At 66.2% G+C, this 18,337-nt stretch carries 13 protein-coding genes; 7 read left to right on the top strand and 6 right to left on the bottom strand.

Translation table 11 applies throughout. The features are described 5' to 3' along the window. Window positions 1-312 precede the first annotated feature (312 nt). Both sucD and sucC read right to left on the bottom strand, forming a co-directional pair. Complete coding sequence (sucD, locus tag NDI86_RS06190) at window positions 313-1,185, bottom strand: succinate--CoA ligase subunit alpha (protein WP_310899531.1); 873 nt, start codon at window positions 1,183-1,185, stop codon at window positions 313-315. Further along, complete coding sequence (gene sucC / locus NDI86_RS06195) at window positions 1,182-2,330, bottom strand: ADP-forming succinate--CoA ligase subunit beta (RefSeq protein ID WP_310899532.1); 1,149 nt, start codon at window positions 2,328-2,330, stop codon at window positions 1,182-1,184. Before sucC ends, sucD begins: the two co-directional genes overlap by 4 nt. A 775-nt stretch (window positions 2,331-3,105) precedes the next feature. Here sucC and NDI86_RS06200 point away from each other — a divergent pair. Next, window positions 3,106-3,873, top strand: coding sequence for a Sir2 family NAD-dependent protein deacetylase (locus NDI86_RS06200; protein WP_310899533.1), 768 nt, complete (start codon window positions 3,106-3,108; stop codon window positions 3,871-3,873). Here the strand turns inward: NDI86_RS06200 and NDI86_RS06205 are convergent. Further along, window positions 3,870-4,301 (bottom strand): DUF5793 family protein, encoded by a 432-nt coding sequence (locus tag NDI86_RS06205; protein ID WP_310899534.1) that lies wholly within the window; start codon window positions 4,299-4,301, stop codon window positions 3,870-3,872. The two genes, NDI86_RS06200 and NDI86_RS06205, sit on opposite strands and share 4 nt — an antisense overlap. A gap of 107 nt (window positions 4,302-4,408) precedes the next feature. Here NDI86_RS06205 and NDI86_RS06210 point away from each other — a divergent pair, with 107 nt between their 5' ends. The 4 genes from NDI86_RS06210 (at window position 4,409) to NDI86_RS06225 (ending at window position 9,887) form a co-directional block, all read left to right on the top strand. Beyond that, window positions 4,409-4,909: a DUF7549 family protein gene (locus NDI86_RS06210; RefSeq protein WP_310899535.1), complete on the top strand. Its 501-nt coding sequence runs from the start codon at window positions 4,409-4,411 to the stop codon at window positions 4,907-4,909. Between the two features lie 109 nt (window positions 4,910-5,018). Further along, window positions 5,019-6,635 (top strand): type II/IV secretion system ATPase subunit, encoded by a 1,617-nt coding sequence (locus NDI86_RS06215; RefSeq protein ID WP_310899536.1) that lies wholly within the window; start codon window positions 5,019-5,021, stop codon window positions 6,633-6,635. 1 nt (window position 6,636) lies between these two features. Beyond that, the gene (locus NDI86_RS06220; RefSeq protein ID WP_310899537.1) at window positions 6,637-9,087 is read left to right on the top strand and encodes a type II secretion system F family protein; all 2,451 of its coding nucleotides are present in this window, start codon (window positions 6,637-6,639) and stop codon (window positions 9,085-9,087) included. 53 nt (window positions 9,088-9,140) lie between these two features. Beyond that, window positions 9,141-9,887 (top strand): MBL fold metallo-hydrolase, encoded by a 747-nt coding sequence (locus NDI86_RS06225; RefSeq protein WP_310899538.1) that lies wholly within the window; start codon window positions 9,141-9,143, stop codon window positions 9,885-9,887. On the opposite strand, the gene NDI86_RS06230 is transcribed toward NDI86_RS06225, so the two are convergent. The 3 genes from NDI86_RS06230 to NDI86_RS06240 are packed head-to-tail and all read right to left on the bottom strand — an operon-like array spanning window position 9,884 to window position 13,625. Then, window positions 9,884-10,045 carry a hypothetical protein gene (locus NDI86_RS06230; RefSeq protein ID WP_310899539.1) on the bottom strand — a complete coding sequence of 54 codons (162 nt, stop codon included), beginning with the start codon at window positions 10,043-10,045 and terminating at the stop codon, window positions 9,884-9,886. The genes NDI86_RS06225 and NDI86_RS06230 overlap by 4 nt on opposite strands. A 59-nt stretch (window positions 10,046-10,104) precedes the next feature. Further along, on the bottom strand, window positions 10,105-11,208 hold the full coding sequence (locus NDI86_RS06235; RefSeq protein ID WP_310899540.1) for a DNA topoisomerase IV subunit A: 1,104 nt from the start codon (window positions 11,206-11,208) through the stop codon (window positions 10,105-10,107). Window positions 11,209-11,210: 2 nt separating this feature from the next. Continuing rightward, window positions 11,211-13,625: a DNA topoisomerase VI subunit B gene (locus tag NDI86_RS06240; protein ID WP_310899541.1), complete on the bottom strand. Its 2,415-nt coding sequence runs from the start codon at window positions 13,623-13,625 to the stop codon at window positions 11,211-11,213. A 263-nt stretch (window positions 13,626-13,888) separates the two neighbouring features. Between NDI86_RS06240 and gyrB the strand changes: the two genes are divergently transcribed. Then, complete coding sequence (gyrB, locus tag NDI86_RS06245) at window positions 13,889-15,817, top strand: DNA topoisomerase (ATP-hydrolyzing) subunit B (RefSeq protein WP_310899542.1); 1,929 nt, start codon at window positions 13,889-13,891, stop codon at window positions 15,815-15,817. After that, window positions 15,814-18,264: a DNA gyrase subunit A gene (gyrA, locus tag NDI86_RS06250; protein ID WP_310899543.1), complete on the top strand. Its 2,451-nt coding sequence runs from the start codon at window positions 15,814-15,816 to the stop codon at window positions 18,262-18,264. Before gyrB ends, gyrA begins: the two co-directional genes overlap by 4 nt. Window positions 18,265-18,337: the final 73 nt, after the last annotated feature.

The raw sequence follows: 18,337 nt of genomic DNA on the forward strand, positions 1-18,337 counted from the left end.
GTAAAGAAGGCGTCGGCTGCTTTCGACCGGTTCTGGGCGGCTCTGGTCGCTGGCCGGTCGACGGGCGCCGCAGACATATAGGAATCCGCCCGCGGCTCTGGTTGCTGGCCGGACGACGGGCGCCGCTTCGTTATAAAATACGTCCGCGGCTCTGGTTGCTGGCCGGACGACGGGCGCCGCTTCGTTATAAAATACGTCCGCGGCTCTGGTTGCTGGCCGGACGAGACCGGTCGACGGGCGCCGCTTCGTTATAAAATACGTCCGCGGCTCTGGTTGCTGGCCGGACGAGACCGGCCAGCGTGCGCCGCGGACCTATAACAGGTCTTCCACGTGTTCGGCAACCTCGTTCGGCGTGTCGCCGACGGCGACGCCGTTGTTCTCCAGCGCCGAAATCTTCGACTCGGCGGTCCCGGTCCCCGACCCCGAGACGATGGCGCCGGCGTGGCCCATCCGCTTGCCCGGCGGGGCGGTGCGGCCGGCGATGAAGCCGACGACGGGCGTGTCCATGTACTCGCCGATGTAACGGGCCGCCTCCTCCTCGTCCTCGCCGCCGATTTCGCCACACATGGCGACGACGTGGGTGTCGGGGTCGGCCTCGAACAGTTCGAGGGCGTCGATGAAGTCCGTCCCGATGATGGGGTCACCGCCGATGCCGATGGCGGTCGACTGGCCCAGGCCGCGCTCGGTGAGGTTGTCGACGACCTGGTACGTAAGCGTGCCAGAGCGTGACACAAGGCCCACGTTACCCGACGAGAAGATGTTGCCGGGCAGGATGCCGAGCTTCGCGACACCGGGCGTGATGAGGCCCGGACAGTTCGGCCCGACGAGGTGGGTGTCCGTCTCCTGAAGCTTGCGGTAGACCCGCGCCACGTCCTGGGTCGGGATGCCTTCGGTGATGGTGACGACGAGGTCTAGGTCCGGGGCGTCGAGCGCCTCGAAGCAGGCGTCGCCCGCGAACGCGGGCGGGACGAACACGACGGAGGCGTTGGCGTCCTCCTCGCGCACCGCCTGGTGGACCGTGTCATAGACGGGGACGCCGGCGACCTCCTGGCCGCCTCGTCCGGGCACCGCGCCGGCGACGACGTTGGTGCCGTATTCGAGCATCTGTTCGGTGTGGAACTTCCCTTCCCCGCCGGTGATTCCCTGTACAACGACGCGCGTGTCTTCGTCGACTAGAACGCTCATTCTTCTTCCTCCTCCGCGTAGCTGACCGCTCGCTGGACGGCGTCCTCCAGCGTGTGCTCGACCGTCACGAGTTCCTCGTTCAGAATCTCCATGCCCTCCGTGGCGTTGGTCCCGGCCAGTCGGACGGTGACGGGCTTGGGAATCTCGTCGAACTGCTCTAGGGCCTGGTTGATGCCGTTTGCCACCTCGTCACCGCGGGTGATGCCCCCGAAGATGTTGAAGACGACCGACTCGACGTTGTCGTCGGAGAACACCATGTCCAGGGCGTTTGCGATGCGGTCGGCCTTCGCGCCGCCGCCCACGTCGAGGAAGTTCGCTGGCTCGCCGCCGTAGTAGTCCACGAGGTCCAGCGTCGTCATCACGAGACCGGCGCCGTTGCCGATGATGCCGACGTTACCGTCCAGACGGACGTAGTCGAAGCCGTACTCGTCGGCTTTCTGTTCGAGCGCGTCGCCGTCGGCCGCCTCCTCGCCCATCTCCTGTAGTTCCGGCTGGCGGAACAGGGCGTCGCCGTCGATGTTCATCACGGCGTCGGCGGCGACGACCTCGCCGTCGCTCGTAATCATCAGCGGGTTGACCTCGACGTCGCTGCCGTCGCGGTCGTCCCAGAGCTGATACAGCGTGCCCAGGACGCTCGCCACGTCGTTGGCGACCTCGCGGTCGACGCCGGCGTCGTACACCGCTTTGCGGGCCTGGAACGGGTGCATCCCGAAGGCGGGGTCGATGTGCTCGCGGGCGATGGCCTCGGGCGTCTCCTCGGCGACGGCCTCGATGTCGACGCCGCCCTTGGTCGAGACCATAGCGACGGGCCGGCCCTCGCCGCGGTCCATCGTCACGCCGACGTACAGTTCGTCGACGAAGTCGACGGCCTCCTCTACGAGCACCTTCGAGACGTGGTACCCCTTGAGGTCCATCCCGAGGATGGCGTCGGCCGCTTCCCGGGCCTCCTCTCTGTCCTCGACGAGTTTGATGCCGCCGGCCTTGCCGCGCCCGCCGACGTGTACCTGTGCCTTGATAGCGACCGGATAGCCGATGTCTTCGGCCGCGTCGACGGCCTCGTCGACTGTCTCGGCCAACGTGGACGCGGGTGTCGGGACGCCCGCGTCGGCGAAGACCTGTTTCGCCTGGTATTCATGCAATCGCATGTCATGCGAAAGGGCGTGGCGGGGCGGTTTAAATCCGTCTTTCGCGGACGGCTCCACCGACTGTGACCGTGACCGGTTCTTGCAGAAATCGGGCCGAGAAGCGAACGTTCCGACAGCTCCCTGGCGGTACAGGGGTGTTGCCGTGGAGTCACGCCCCGGAGTGAGACCACGTGCTCTGGAGGCGCTCTCGCACGCAGGACGCCTCCGGCGAGCAGGCGCGCCTGGCGCAGCAGCGTCCCGAGGAGGAGGGCGCCGCCGGCACTCGCCAGGACGAGCCACGCCGGTGTCCCCCCGACGGCCGACACGGCGACCACCATGGCAGCGGCCGGCACGCCCTCGCGGAGCGCACAGCGCCACTCCGACGCCGGCAGTTCCGTGTTGCTTGCCGTCATCGTCTCCTCGTCCGCGAGGCGGTCGAAACACAACTGCAGACTTCCGAACCTGGAACGCCTACTCTCTCGGATAAATCCGTGCTATGTCAGGGCAGAAAGTCGGCCTGACAGCGTGGGCACGTGAGCATACCACACCGGTCCGTACAGTGGCGTTCGTTCTCGCACAGTTCGCACTCGGCTATCTCGCCGTACTTTGGTCCGTCGCTCGTCGAGTCGTTGGTCAGCGCGGACGTGGCCCGCCTGGAGGGGTTCATGGGAGTGTCACCACTACGCCCTCCAGTCTTAAAACACCAATTTTCCAATATATATGATTCAGAATATTACCGTTCGAGTGACGTGAGCGGGTCGACGGCGTTTTCTCCCGTCCGCTCGCCGGTATCCGTATGGACGAGGACGCGGTCGACGCGCTGGCGGACGCGATTCGGATCGCCGACACCGCCGTCGCGCTGTCGGGCGCCGGCGTCTCGACCGCCTCCGGCATCCCGTCGTTCCGTGGTGCGGACGGTATCTGGAACGAGTGGGACCCGGCGGCTTTCCACCGCCGACGCCTCGACGCCGACCCGGCGGGGTTCTGGCGGGACCGGGTCGACCTGCGGGCGGCACTGACCGGCGGCGACCCGGAACCGAACGACGCACACGCCGCGCTGGTGACGATGGAGGCCGGCGGCCACCTCGACGCGGTGCTGACACAGAACGTCGACGGCCTCCACACCGCCGCCGGGAGCGACCGCGTCGTCGAGCTACACGGCGCGAACCGGCGGGTTCGCTGTGACGACTGCGGTGCGACGGAACCGGCCGAACCGGCCTTCGAGCGGGCCCGTTCGGCCGTCGCGACCGGCGACGACGCCTCGCTCCCGCCCCGCTGTGACTGCGGCGGGGTCTACCGGCCCGACGTGGTGCTTTTCGGCGAGTCACTCGCCGATACCGTGCTGGAGACGGCCCAGCGCCTGGCCCGCGAGAGCGACGTGTTCCTGGCCGTCGGGTCGTCGCTGTCGGTCAGGCCGGCCGCCCTGCTCCCGAGAATCGCGCTGGACTCGGGCGCGACGCTCGCCGTGGTGAACTTCGAGGAAACACCGCAGGACGACGCGGCGGACTACCTGTTTCGGTCGGACGTGACGACGGTACTCCCGGCGCTTGCGGACCGGCTCTAGAGCTCGACGCTGCCCGGGATGAGGCTGCGCTGGCGCAGCAGGTTGCCGTCCTCGTCGTACACCAGCAACACCGCCTTCTCGTAGACCAGCGACTTGCCGTCGCTGTCGGTCAGTCGCACCTCGTACTCGCCGTCGCCGTCGTGGCGCTGGGCCGCCGAGACGAGCGCGTCCACCGCCTCCACCGCGGCGGCCGCCTCGAAGATGAACTCACCGGTCATCCGGTCGGTCAGCGAGAGGACGCCGCCCTCGGAGTCGGCCTGATGTCGGAAGGCCACGTCTAGCTCGCTGGAGTCGAGCGTCCCTTCCGCCGTCTCTGTGAGGCGGTCGCGAAGGCCGCCAGACGGGCCCGTGTACTCGATAGCTATCGTCGGGATACCGTCGTCGCCCGGTTCCGGCCGGATGTCGATGGTGAAGTAGTCGCGCCTCATTCGGATACCCTCACTTGGATGGCCGTGCCAAAGAACGTATCGGCGCTGTCACCACCGGCGGGCTGACCGGTAGCTTTTACCGGGCCGCCGGTGGCCCTGCTAACAGGATGGCGTGGGTCAAATCCGAGTACGCCGGTGAACTGGCGGTGCTGTCGACGTGGCTGGTGGCCATCGCCCCCTGGTCGGTCTCTGTCTTCGGGAACGGCCGGATTACGGGCGTCGTGTTCCGGTTTCTCCCCTTCCGCCTCCAGTATCTCTACGGCATCTCCGTCTCGAACGAACTGAAGTTCGTCTGGGCATGGGAGGCGATGCGGTTCCCGGCGTACACGGGCCTCGCCGGCACCCTCTGGACCGTCGCCCTGGCCGTCTTCGCCGGGACACTCGTCGCCAGCGTCGCGTACTACGCTCGCGAGGACGAGTTTTCCGACGGGTTGCCCCTCCACCCAGTCCACTTTTTCGGCGCGCTCCTCGGCGTCGTCGGCCTGCTCACGCTCGTGGGGACGGGCCTCTTGAACTTAGAGGGCGGCTTCGCCGGGACGACGGTTCCCGTCGGCGCACTGGTCGCGCCCGTCCTCGCCGGCGTGTTGCTCACCGCCGACCTGACGTAGCCCCGGCGGGTCCGTTCGCAGACGTGGACACAGCGCCTGAGTCGGCGAGCGAATTTAAGTAGCTGGCCACCAAACGGAGTCTACATCCACGGCACCCATCTCCTGACCGATGTCTAACCCCGAGACACCTGACCCCGGCGACAGCGTCCGGAACCCACTGGGCCAGATACAGGCGTGGCTGTCGCGGACGGCCACGATACTGTCGGGAACGGCGGTGCCCGAATCGAACTACGACCCGGCCCGCCACGGGACGCTGACCCGGTTTCCCGGGCTGGAGGGGTGGGAGGAACTCGAACGCTACTGGCTCAACGCCCCCTTCGCGTTCGTCTCCATCAACCGCGACCCGGAGACCGACGAGAAACGCTATCAGGTCGTCGAGCCGTCGCTCTCCGACTTCGAATCCGAACTGTTAGACCGGCTCTACGAGGACATCCGCGGCCCGCTCATCTACCGCGATACGGTCGATACCGACCCCGAAGCGGCCCTCCGGGAGGAACTGCGCGACCGGTTGGAGGAGTACGGCGTCGTCATCGAGGCCGAGACGTTCTACCGCCTCTTTTACTATCTGTACCGCTCCTTCCAGGGCTACGGCCTCATCGACCCGCTCATGCACGACCCGGCCATCGAGGACATCTCCTGTGACGGCTCGGACCTCCCCATCTTCGTCTACCACGACGAGTACACCGACATCGAGACCAACATCGTCTACGACGAGGCGGAACTGGACAACTTCGTCATCCAACTCGCCCAGCGGTCGGGCCGGCACGTCTCGATTTCGGACCCCGTCGTCTCGACGACGCTGCCCGACGGCTCCCGTATCGAACTGGCGCTCGGCGAGGAGGTGACGCCGCGGGGGTCGGCCTTCACCATCCGGAAGTACGCCGACGAGCCCTTCACGCCCATCGACCTGCTGAACTTCGGCACCTTCTCGCTCGAGATGCTCGCGTACCTCTGGCTCGCCATCGAGTCCAACAAGTCGCTCATCTTCGCCGGCGGGACCGCGGCCGGGAAGACCACATCGATGAACGCGCTGGCGATGTTCATCCCGCCCCGGTCGAAGGTACTCACCATCGAGGACACCCGGGAGCTGTCGCTGTACCACGACAACTGGCTCTCCTCGGTCACCCGGGAACGGCTCGACGACTCCGACATCACGATGTACGACCTGCTGCGCTCGGCGCTGCGACACCGGCCCGAGTACATCGTCGTCGGCGAGGTCCGCGGCGAGGAGGCCATCACGCTGTTCCAGGCGATGAACACCGGCCACACGACGTTCTCGACGATGCACGCGGACTCGGTCCAGACGGTCATCAACCGGCTGGAGAACGAGCCCATCAACGTCCCGCGGCCGATGGTCCAGAGTCTCGACATCCTCTGTGTCCAGGTGCTGGCTCGCTCGGGCGACGAGCGGGTCCGGCGCGCGAAGACGCTCGCCGAGATAGAGGGCATCGACCAGCGGACCGGGGAACTGGACTACTCGACCACCTACGCCTGGCAGGCCACGGGCGACCGGTTCCAGGAGCGAAACAGCGAACTCGTCGACGAGATACGCGAGGAACGCGGCTGGAGCCAGTCAGAACTGCTCACCGAGATAAACGACCGCAAGCGCTTTCTCACCTACCTCCGGGAGCGGGGCGTCACCGACTACCGGCGCTTCACCGCGATGGTCAACAAGTACTACGCGGACAAGGAGCAGGTGATGGAGCGCATCGGCTCCACGGAGTGAGATGGCGCTGAACCCGCTGGGACTGGCGCCGCTCTCGGTCGTCGCCGCAGTCCTCGCGCTCGCTTTCTTGGCGTCGGCGAGCGATACCGTCGACCGCCGGGTGACGCGCATCGCCCGTCGGCTGTTTGGCCGCTACGTCACGGACTCGCCCGAGCGCGAGCGCCAGCTCGAAGCCGCCTACATCGGCCAGTCCTACCGGGCCTACGCCACGCGGACCTACCTCTACACCGGACTGGCGGCTATCGGTGGAGCCGTCGCCGGGGCCTACGCCATCGGCGGGTTCCTCCTGCTGGTGCCGACGATAATCGACCTCATGATGGGGCTCCCGCGGACGATGGTCAACGCCTTCGGCATCCGCGGGTTCGAACTCGTCCTCTCGGAGCGCCAGACGCTGGCGATTCTCGTCGCCAGCGGCGCCGTCTTCGGCGGTATCACCGCCCTGCTGACGTACGTGATGCGCTGGGAGATGCCGAAAAACAGGGCCGAGGTGCGCCAGCGCAACATCGACGCGGGGATGGCCCGCACCATCGCGTTCATGTACGCCCTCTCGCGAGGCGGGATGTCGTTCCCCGAGGTGATGACCGTCCTGGCGAAAAACGAGGAGATATACGGGGAGAACGCCCGCGAGTTCGGCGTCGCCGTCCGCGAGATGGAACTGTTCGGTCGCGACATGATATCCGGTATCGAGCGGATGACCCGGCGGACCCCCAGCGAGCGGTTCAAGACGTTCTCGGAGAACCTCTCGTCGGTCCTCCAGAGCGGCCAGTCGCTCTCGTCGTTCCTGCACAGCCAGTACGAGCGCCACCAGGAGGAGGCCGCCGAGCGCCAGAAGGACCTGCTCGAATCGCTGGCGACCGTCGCGGAGGCCTACGTCACCATCTTCGTCGCCGGGGTCCTCTTCCTCATCACGATTCTGATGGTGTTCGGGCTGACGACGACCGACACACTCCCCTTCCTCCAGTTGCTCGGTTACCTCGCGATTCCGCTGGCCAACGTCGGCTTCATGGTGTATCTCAACCAGAAGCTCTCCGCGCTGGGCATCGGTGACACCGGGACGACGAGGGCACTCGAACGCGTGGCGACGGCCACACTCGGGCGCCCGTCGGACACCGGCGGCGCGACCGAGTTGACCGACGGCGGTCTCGTCAGTGATGGCGACCCCAACTGGGCGCGCCTGCGCTTTCACGACCGACTGGGGTCGCTGAAAGCGACGCTGCGCTCGCCCGTCCGCACGCTCGTCTGGAACCCGACGAAGGTGCTGTATCTCGCGGTGCCCGTCGCGCTCGTGCTGTTTGCCGTCCGGCTGCCGGCCGCGTTCCAGGCCGCCTCGGTCAACGTTCGGATACTCGACGACCTCGTGGTCCAGTCGCTCCTGCTGGTGCTTGGCTCCTTCGCCGTCGTCCGGACGATATACAGCCGGCGGGTCAGCCGCATCGAGGCGGCGACCCCCGAACTCCTCGAACGGCTCGCCAGCCTCAACGAGGCCGGGATGACCGTCGTCGAGAGCCTCCGCCGGGTCCGCGGCAGCGACGTGGGCGTACTCAGCCCGGAGGTCGACCGCATCTGGGCCGATATCACCATGGGCGCGAACGTCAACGACGCGCTGATACGCTTTGGCCGCCGCATCCGGACCACCGCTATCTCGCGCGTCGTGACGCTGCTGACGAACGCGATGCACGCCTCGGGGCAGCTCGGGTCGGTGTTGCGTATCGCGGCCACGCAGGCCCGCGCCGACCACCGGCTTCGCAACCGCCGGCGCCAGGAGATGCTGACGTATCTCGTCGTCATCTACATCTCCTTTTTCGTCTTTCTGGTCATCATCGTCGCCGTCCAGGAGGTGCTGGTCCCCGCCCTGCCCTCCTCCGTCCCGACGCCGTCGAACGCCAACCGCCTGGGCGTCAACACGGACCAGTTCGCCCGCCTCGGACAGGTCGACAAGGCGGCCTACACGCTGATCTTCTTCCACATCGCGCTGGTCCAGGCCGTCCTGACGGGCTTCATCGGCGGCCAGCTGGGCGAGGGAAGCCTGAAAGACGGGGCGAAACACGCCGCCGTCCTGCTGGGTATCGCCTACGTCGCGTTCGTGGTGCTTTCCTCGCCGGTGGCCTCGATGACCGTCGACAACCCCAGCATCGAGGGCGGCCAGCTCACCGTCGACTCCGCTTCGGTGTCGACCGGCGGGTTCGTCGTCGTCCACGCCCAGGACACAGACGGCACCGTCCTGGGTACGTCTGGCTACCTCGAACCGGGCTCACACAGGGACGTGCGCATCGCACTCGACGGGCGACCGCCCGACGGGCAGCCGCTGGTCCTGGTCGCCCATCGGGACACCAACGAGAACCAGCAACTGGACTACGACTTCGACAGTCCGGGCGAGCGGGACAGGCCCTACGCGGCCTCGGGGCAGAGCGACGTGGTCTCCGTCGAGGTCGCGCTCTCCGACGACAGATAGTGACTGGCGACGGGACCGACAGCCGTAACCCGCCGCTGGTACAACGTCCTGTCATGACCATCCGACACGACGGCATCACCGCCGAGTGGCTCGGCTACGCGACGCTCCGCCTGGAGGGCGACGACACCGTCGTCTACCTCGACCCCGGCCGGTACGGCGTCCTCACGGGCGAGTGGGAGCCCGACACGCCCGGCGTCGGGCACCCGCCGGCCCGCGACTACGCGCCCCGAGACGGCGATATCGTCTGTGTGACCCACGTCCACCACTACGACCCCGACGGCATCCGCCGCGTGGCGAGCGAGGACGCTACCGTCGTGGCGTTCGAGGGTATCGACGTCCACGCGACCGACCGCGACCTCGCCCGCCTCGCCGACCTCGACTACGACCTCCGAACGGTGTCGATGGAGGACGAACTGCTGGTCGACGACGTGCCCATCTGGACGATGCCGGCGTACAACCACGAGGACGGTCCGAACGTCCGCGCGGACGGCAGCCCCATCCACCCGAAGGGCATCGGCTGTGGGTTCCTCCTCGCGCTCGACGGCGTGCGGGTGTTCTGGCCCGGCGACAGCGACGTGCTGTCGGGCCACGAAGCACTCGACGTCTCGCTGTTCTGTCCCTCTATCGCCAGCAGCTACACGATGGACCGCCACGACGCCGCTGACCTCGCCGCGGCGATGGACCCCGACCTCGTGCTCCCCATCCACTACAACACCTTCGAGGCCCTGGCAGCCGATTCGGGCGCGTTCGCCGAGGACGTGGCGAAACGCGGCGTCCCCGTCGTGCTGGACGAGCGCTAGCCGGCGTCCGCCAGCGAGTCGAACTCGTTCCAGCACTCACAGTCCAGGTCGTCGATGGAGGTCACTTCGTCGGGAAAGGAGGAGATTGGCATCCCGTCGTCGAACTCGCCGCAGTCCTCGCGGTGCAGCGAGAAGTCGTCGCTCGACATGACTGGCATTGTCGCACGTACGGGAACGTCCACTAAAACGCATTCGGAGCCGCCGAAATTCGCCGCCCTTAGTCGATGATACCCATCTCCGTCAGTCGCTCGGGGAGATAGGTGTCCGTCACGAAGTCGAGTCCCCGCGAGGCCAGCGCCTGCTGTTCCGCTTTCTTCTCGATGTCGAGTTGCAGTTCTATCTGCTCGCGCCAGAAGTCGGTCTGGAAGCGCGGGTCCTCCAGTTCGGACTCTAAGGCGTTGATGTCCGAGTCCGAGAGCGGGTCCGTCGGGAGGTCGTACTCGACGATGTCGGCCGGGCGGATGCCGACGAACTCCGCTTCGGGCGTCGCCAGGTACTCCGAGAGGTGGGCCGACTTGATGGAGCCGTAGGCGACGGAGCCGTAGATGCGGTACGACCACGGGTCACCGTCAGTGAACACCACGACGGGCAGGTCGAGTTCGTCGTGGAGGCGCTTGGTGATACGGCGGGTCGCCCGCGCCGGTTGGCCCTTGAGGTGGACGACGATGACGTTGTGCTCCTCGTCGAAGCCGTTCTCGACCAGTCGGTCGCGCATCCCGCCGGTCTCCACGCACAGCACGAAGTCGGCGTCGTTGTCGAGGAACTCGATGGTGTCGGGGTTGTTGGGAATCTGGTAGCCACCCTCGCCGACGTCCTCCTGGCAGTGAATCTCCCGCTCCCCGCGGCGGGTCTGCTCGCGCAGCAGTAAGGGTCCCATCAGCGTCGCGCCGGACTCCTCGGGGCGCATGTGGAAGTCCTCGCGGGTGACGTTCGAGACGATTTCTAGGTCCTCGATGAGGTCGTTGGACTCGTCCTGGCTGGAGAACTGCGCTTCCTCCAGGTCCCACGACTCCGAGAGGTAGTACAGCTCACGCAGGGTAGAGGAGCGGTCCTCCTCGAGTTGCTGGGCGAGGAAGTCGATGGCGTAGGTCGCCTTGAGTAGCTTCTCGGCGCCGGAGACGGTCTTGGCCGACCGGGTCGACTGTCTGTCCCCGTACACCCAGACGTCCTTCTCCTCGTCGTACTCGATGTTCGACTTCGTCCGCGTCGGAATCGACATCGTCGGCACCTCGCCGTCGGCGAACTGGTCGTAGAACTCCGCCGCGAGGTCGATGAGCTTCTCGCGGGCTTCTTGGTCCTGTGTCTTGGTCTCTGAGCTCATTGTCAGGCGTCCACCGTCAGTTTCTCCTCTTCGACGCCGTCGACCGAGACGGTGAACTCGGCCTCGTCGTCCACGCTGTACTCCAGTACCGCTTGCTCGCCGGCCGCCACCGTCGGCGACCACTTCACGAACCACTCGCCCTCCATCTCGACGACCTGTGCGCCGTTGGTGTCCCGTGGCTCGGCGCTGACGATGTCGGTCACGTCGAGTTCGGCGTTGACGTCGTCGTTGTTCTCGACCACGAGGCGGACGGTGCCGTCCTCGACAACCCGTTCGACGAGGACGTTGTTCATGATGCGGGCCAGCGAGTCGTCGATGTTCAGCTCCGGCTTCTCGGTCACTTCGGTCAGCTTCTCGGCCATCTCCGGGAGGATGGTCGCCAGTTTGTCCTGTTTCTCCCGGCGCTGTTGCATCGACCGGCGCTTGTTGAGGTAGCTCTTCAGTTCGCGGGCCGCCTCCCGGATGGCGAGTTCTATCTCGTCTTCCATCTCGGGGACGTTCGCGATGGCGTCCTTGGACTCGCTGGTGAAGGGGACGTTCGTCGAGGCCACGTGGACCATGATGACCGCCGGGCCGTTCGGGATACCCGAGCCGCCGGGCTGGTCTAGGTTGTAGTTGCGCCAGTTGATGGATTTGACCACGTCCGTCGTGGCACAGGCGCCCCGCTGGTAGACCAGCGGGACGCGGTTGGCAAAGCGCCGCACCTCCACGTTGCCCTCCGCGGGAAGGTCGCCGCCGTAGGCGATGCCGGCCTCGACGATGAACGGGTCGCCGCCGTGGACAGCCGCGTCCCGCGTGGAGGCGGCGTAGAAGTCGGCGTCGTACTCCTTGCGGAGGCCGGACTCGACCAGTTCGTCGGTGATGGGCGCCAGACAGTCCGTCGGCGGCGCGATGATGTCGGTCTCGCGCATCGCGGTCAGGAGCTGGCTGGCCGTGTCGCGGTCCCCCGCGACCTCGGTGACGTTGGGCGGGTCGTCGGGCACGCGGCCGGCGACGCCCCACAGTTCGTCGACGATGTTCTCCCTCGCCGTCTCGCCGAAGGTGACCTCGTCGTGTTCCTCGGTCATGTCCGCGGCGCGGTCGACGTACTCGCGGAACCCGTCACGCGAGAGCCGGTGGCGGCGCTCGTCGTCGTCTTCGGCGTCTGTCGGGTCGGCGAACTTCTCGGCCAGCCGCGAGGCCAGTCCCTCGACGGCCGCGTCGTCCTTCCGAACCGTCGTCGCGGCGTCGACGAGTTCGTAGAGGTCGCCGGTCCGCTCGGCGGTGACGGCCCCCCAGGCGGCCGCGACGGCGTTCTCCCGAACGGCGGTACCGAACGTCTTGTCGTGGTCGGCCTCGGCGTCCTCGGCCGCCGCGTCGACGATATCGACCACGTCGTGGTGGGCGACCCGACCTCGGTCCTCGATAGCGTCGGTGACGGCCGCGGCGAACGCGGCGGTCGCGGCCGCGCCCTTGTTCGCGACCGCGGCCTCGACGGCCGCCTCGATATCGGCGTCCTCGTGACTGGCCGGCGGCGACCACGCCATCCCGCGACCGAAGTGGCGGTCGTTGAAGTTCGCGATGACGCTGTCGGCCGTCTTGGCGCCGACGCGGGTGAACTCGCCCTGCATGAACCCCGAGATAGAGTACGAATCGGTGGCGTCCAGCATCTTCAACAAGGTGCCGAGTTCGACGCCGTGGGGGTGGGGCCGAATCTCCTCGGTCTCGGCCGGGAGGGCCGCGCCCTCGACGCGTTCGAACTTCAGCGACTCTTCGAGTCCCGGCTCCACGAACTCGATGCGGGCGTGGGGATTGACGACCGCGGTGTCCTGGATGTAGTCTTGCAGACTCGACCGCGCTCGCATGTTGGCCTCCATCTCCAGTTCGATGCGGGTGCCGTGGGGGCGTTCCCAGGAGGTCGTCTCGTCGACGCTGATCTCGGGTTCGTTCGTGTCCGTGTCGACGATGAGTTCGAAGTACTGGGCTTCTGCCTGGCCCTTGGGCCGGGAGGTGATTTTCGCGGGTTTACCGGAGGTTAGCTGCGAGTAGAGGACGGCCGCGGAGATACCGATACCTTGCTGGCCGCGAGACTGCTCTCTGGCGTGGAATCGGGAGCCATAGAGCAGCTTTCCGAATATCTTCGGAAGCTGTTCTTTCGTGATACCGGGGCCGTTGTCCTCGACGATAAGCCGGTAGTAGTCCCCGGCCTCCTGTATCTCGACGTAGATGTCCGGCAGGATACCCGCCTCCTCGCAGGCGTCTAGGGCGTTGTCGACCGCCTCCTTGACGGCGGTGACGAGCGCCCGTGCCCCGGAGTCGAAGCCGAGCATGTGCTTGTTCTTCTCGAAGAACTCGGCGATGGAGATGGCCCGCTGGGACTGGGCCAACTCCTCGGCGATACCCTCCCCGTCGCCGAGTCGCGACTGATACGAGGTCATGTCGTAGCGTAGGTACCGCCGTCGGGGTTAAAAGGTAATCGCCACCAGGGTGAAACTGAACGCGACCGGTTCCTCGGTGGCAACCGCGAGTTGCGTCGCTATTCGTTCCTTCCGGCCACACAGCGGAAAAATGATGGTGTCGGACCGTCCCAAACGGCCCAATCTCGCTGCCGTCGGGCTCTATATCGATGGCTTATTTTTGCCCTGCGCACGCGCGTGCGGGAGCTTTATCAACCCGCATCTACTATGAGAAATCAGTTCCTATGTCAGGAGAGTCTGAAGAGTACGGCGCAAAGTCGATCCAGACCCTCGAAGGGCTGGAGGCCGTTCGCAAACGGCCTGCGATGTACATCGGGTCGACGGATGCCAGGGGTCTCCACCATCTCGTCTACGAAGTCGTCGACAACGCTATCGACGAGGCCCTCGCCGGATACTGTGACACCATCGACGTGACCATCCACGACGACGGGAGCGTCTCGGTCAGCGACGACGGCCGTGGCATCCCCGTGGACGAACACGAAGAGCACGGCCGCCCGGCCGTCGAGGTCGTGATGACCATCCTCCACGCCGGGGGGAAGTTCGACAACAAGTCCTACCAGGTCTCGGGCGGGCTCCACGGCGTCGGGGTCAGCGTCGTCAACGCCCTCTCGAAGTGGCTGGAGGTCGACATCAAACGCGACGGCGCCCTGTGGCGCCAGCGCTTCGACCACGGCGAACCCGAGTACGACCTGAAGAAGATTCGCGACCTCGAACCGGACGAGGAGACGGGCACCACGGTACGGTTCTGGCCCGACGACGACATCTTCGAGACCGACGAGTTCACCTTCTCGACGCTCGCCTCGCGGCTGCGCGAACTCGCCTTCCTCAACTCCGGGGTCGCCATCGGCATCGAGGACGAGCGCGACGGGGCGACCGAGAACTTCGCGTACGAGGGCGGCATCAGGGAGTTCGTCGAGTACTTAAACGAGACGAAAGAGCCGCTCCACCGCGACGTCATCTACTTCGAGGACGAGGAAGAGATTCCCGAGGGCGTCGTCCAGGTCGAAATCGCTCTGCAGGGGACCGACGACCTCCAGGGCTCGATTCACGCCTTCGCGAACAACATCAACACGCGCGAGGGCGGCGACCACCTCACCGGCTTCAAGACGTCGCTGACGCGGGTGGTCAACGACTACGCGACCGACAACGGCCTGCTGAAAGACTTAGACGACACCCTCAAGGGCGACGACATCCGCGAGGGACTGACAGCCGTCATCTCCGTGAAACACCCCGACCCGCAGTTCGAGGGCCAGACGAAGACCAAACTGGGCAACAGCGAGGTCCGGGGTATCGTCGAGTCCGCGATGCACGACGGGCTCTCGACGTACTTCGAGGAGCACCCTGACACCGCCGAAGCCATCGTCGGCAAGGCCGTCGAGGCCGCCAAAGCCCGCAAAGCAGCCAAGAAGGCCGAGGAGCTCACCCGCCGGAAGTCCGCGCTCGACTCGACGGCCCTGCCCGGCAAACTGGCCGACTGTCAGACCCGCGACCCCGAGGAGGCCGAACTGTTCGTCGTCGAGGGCGACTCCGCTGGCGGCAGCGCCAAACAGGGGCGCAACCCCGAGTTCCAGGCTATCCTCCCCATCAAGGGGAAGATTCTGAACGTCGAGAAACACCGCCTCGATAGAATCCTGGAGAACAACGAGATTCGGAACCTCATCACCGCACTCGGAACCGGTATCGGCGACGAGTTCGACATCGAGGACCTGCGCTACCGGAAGATAATCATGATGACGGACGCCGACGTCGACGGCGCCCACATCCGGACCCTGCTGCTCACCCTGCTCTACCGCCACATGAAACCGCTCATCGAGGCGGGCTGTGTCTACGCCTCTCAGCCGCCCCTCTATCGGGTGCGCTACCGGGGCAACACCTACGACGCGATGACCGAGGAGGAACGGGACCGCATCGTCGCAGAGAAGTGCGACGGCAACCCGACCCAGGTCCAGCGGTTCAAGGGGCTGGGCGAGATGAACCCCGAACAGCTCTGGGAGACGACGATGGACCCCGACAACCGGATTCTCAAGCAGATAACCATCGAGGACGCCGCCGCCGCCGACAAGATGTTCAACGTCCTGATGGGTGACGCGGTCGAACCACGCAAGGAGTTCATCAAGGAGCACTCGCCGGAAGCGGAGTGGGTGGACATATGAGTTCGGACGTACCGGACGACCCCGCTGCGCCCGCCGACAGAGTCAAACACGTCCGCATCGAGGACGAGATGGAGCAGTCCTACATCGACTACGCGATGTCGGTCATCGCGGGTCGGGCCCTTCCGGACGTACGGGACGGGTTGAAACCCGTCCACCGGCGCATCCTGTATGCGATGCACGAGATGGGCGTCTCCTCGAACACCGCCCACCGGAAGTCCTCCTCCATCGTCGGCGAGACGATGGGTGACTACCATCCCCACGGGGACAGCGCCATCTACGACACGCTCGTCCGGATGGCCCAGGACTTCTCGATGCGCTATCCGCTGGTGGACGGCCAGGGGAACTTCGGCTCGATGGACGGCGACCCGGCCGCGGCGATGCGGTACACGGAGGCCCGGATGGCCCCCATCGCCGAGGAACTGCTCGCGGACATCGAGAAAGACACCGTCGACTTCTCCAGTAACTACGACGACCGCCTGCAGGAACCGGACGTCCTCCCCGCGAAGGTGCCGAGCCTGCTGCTGAACGGCTCCTCGGGCATCGCCGTCGGGATGTCGACGAACATCCCGCCCCACAACCTCGGGGAACTGGTCGACGCGACGACGCATCTCATCCAGCACCCCGACGCCACCGTCGAGGACCTGATGGACCACGTCAAGGGGCCGGACTTCCCGACCGGTGGGACGATTGTGGGTCGCGACGCCATCTACTCGGCCTACGCCACGGGACGGGGGCGGCTCAGAGTCCGCGCCGAGTACGAGGTCGACCGCGAGACCGGAACGATAGTCATCAGCGAACTGCCCTACCAGGAGAACAAGGCCCGCGTCGTCGAGCGCATCGCCGAGGACGTCAACGAGGGCAAGATTGAGGGCATCTCGGACCTGCGCGACGAGTCCGACCGCAACGGCGTCCGCGTCGTCGTCGAACTCAAACGCGGCGCGAACGTCGACGTGGTCGAGAACCAGCTACTCGACCACCACCTCGAATCTACCTTCGGCGTCATCAACCTCTCGCTGGTCGACGGCCAGCCGCGAGTGCTCTCGCTGAAAGAGACCCTGCAACACTACGTCGACCACCGCCGCGAGGTCGTCCGCCGGCGCTCCGAGCACGACCTCGAAGAGGCCGAGGACCGGGCACACATCCTCGAAGGCCGGCTGAAGGCCTTAGAGAACGTCGAGGACGTGGTCGAACTCATCCGCAACAGCGAGGACCGCGACGCCGCGAAGGCCGGTCTCCACGAACAGTTCGACTTCTCCGAGGCACAGGCGGCCCACATCGTCCGGATGCAACTGGGCTCGCTCACCTCGATGGAGGCGGCCGAAATCGAAGAGGAGTACGAGGACGTCCAGGAGACCATCGAGTACCTCGAATCCGTGTTGGACAGCGCAGCGAAACTCGACTCGGTCATCGTCGACGAACTGCAGGCGATGAAGTCCGAGTACGACGACGACCGCCGGACCGCCATCATCGAGGACGAGGGCCAGGTCACCCACGAGGACCTCATCCCCGAGGAGGACTGTGTCGTCGTCATCACCGAGGACGACTACATCAAGCGCATGCCCGTGACGAACTTCGACCCGCAGAACCGCGGCGGGAAGGGCATCATCGGCGCCGACCCCAAGGAGGGCGACAAGGTATCGAAGGTCTTCCGGGCGAACAGCCACGACTACCTGCTCTGTTTCACCAACCAGGGGCAGGTCTACCGGCTGAAGACCTACGAGGTGCCCGAGATGTCCCGCACCGCCCGCGGGAAGTCCGCCATCAACCTGCTCGACCTGGACGACGGGGAGGAACTCACGGCGGTCGTCTCGACGGACGACTTCGACGACGACGAGTGTATCACGATGGTCACGCGACAGGGCTACGTCAAGCGGACCTGCTGTGACCAGTTCGAGAACATCCTCTCGACGGGCATCCGCGCCGCCAAACTGGAGGACGGCGACGAACTCGTCGACGTGGATGTCACGGACGGCACCGGTGACCTCGTCATCGCGACGGAACAGGGGATGACCATCCGGTTCGACGAGAGCGAGGTCAGCGAGATGGGTCGCTCCGCGCGGGGCGTCCACGGCATCAAACTGCAGGACGAGGACCGCGTCGCCGCGATGGTCGCGACCACGGACGAGGACCCCCGGTCGCTGCTGACGGTCACGCGGAACGGCTACGGCAAGCGCACCCGCCTCTCGGAGTACCGCCCGCAGTCCCGCTACGGCCAGGGGCTCATCGACATCAAGACCGAGGCGCGCAACGGCCGCGTCGCCACCGCCAAGGCCGTCACGGAGGACGACGACCTCGTCATCATGTCCGAGCGGGGCCAGATTATGCGCATCCGGTCGAGCGACATCTCGCAGGTCGGCCGGAACACGATGGGCGTCACCATCATGGAACTGGACGACGGGGACGCGGTGGCGAGCGTGACGGTGGTGCCGGAGGGGGTGACTGAATAGTACCGCGAGCGCCCACAGGGCGCGAGCGGCATTTTTCGCCCACGTTTTTCGAGGAGCGGTCGCCGTAGCGAGC

It is taken from the genome of Haloarcula onubensis, assembly GCF_031624605.1.
Classification (GTDB): domain Archaea; phylum Halobacteriota; class Halobacteria; order Halobacteriales; family Haloarculaceae; genus Haloarcula; species Haloarcula onubensis.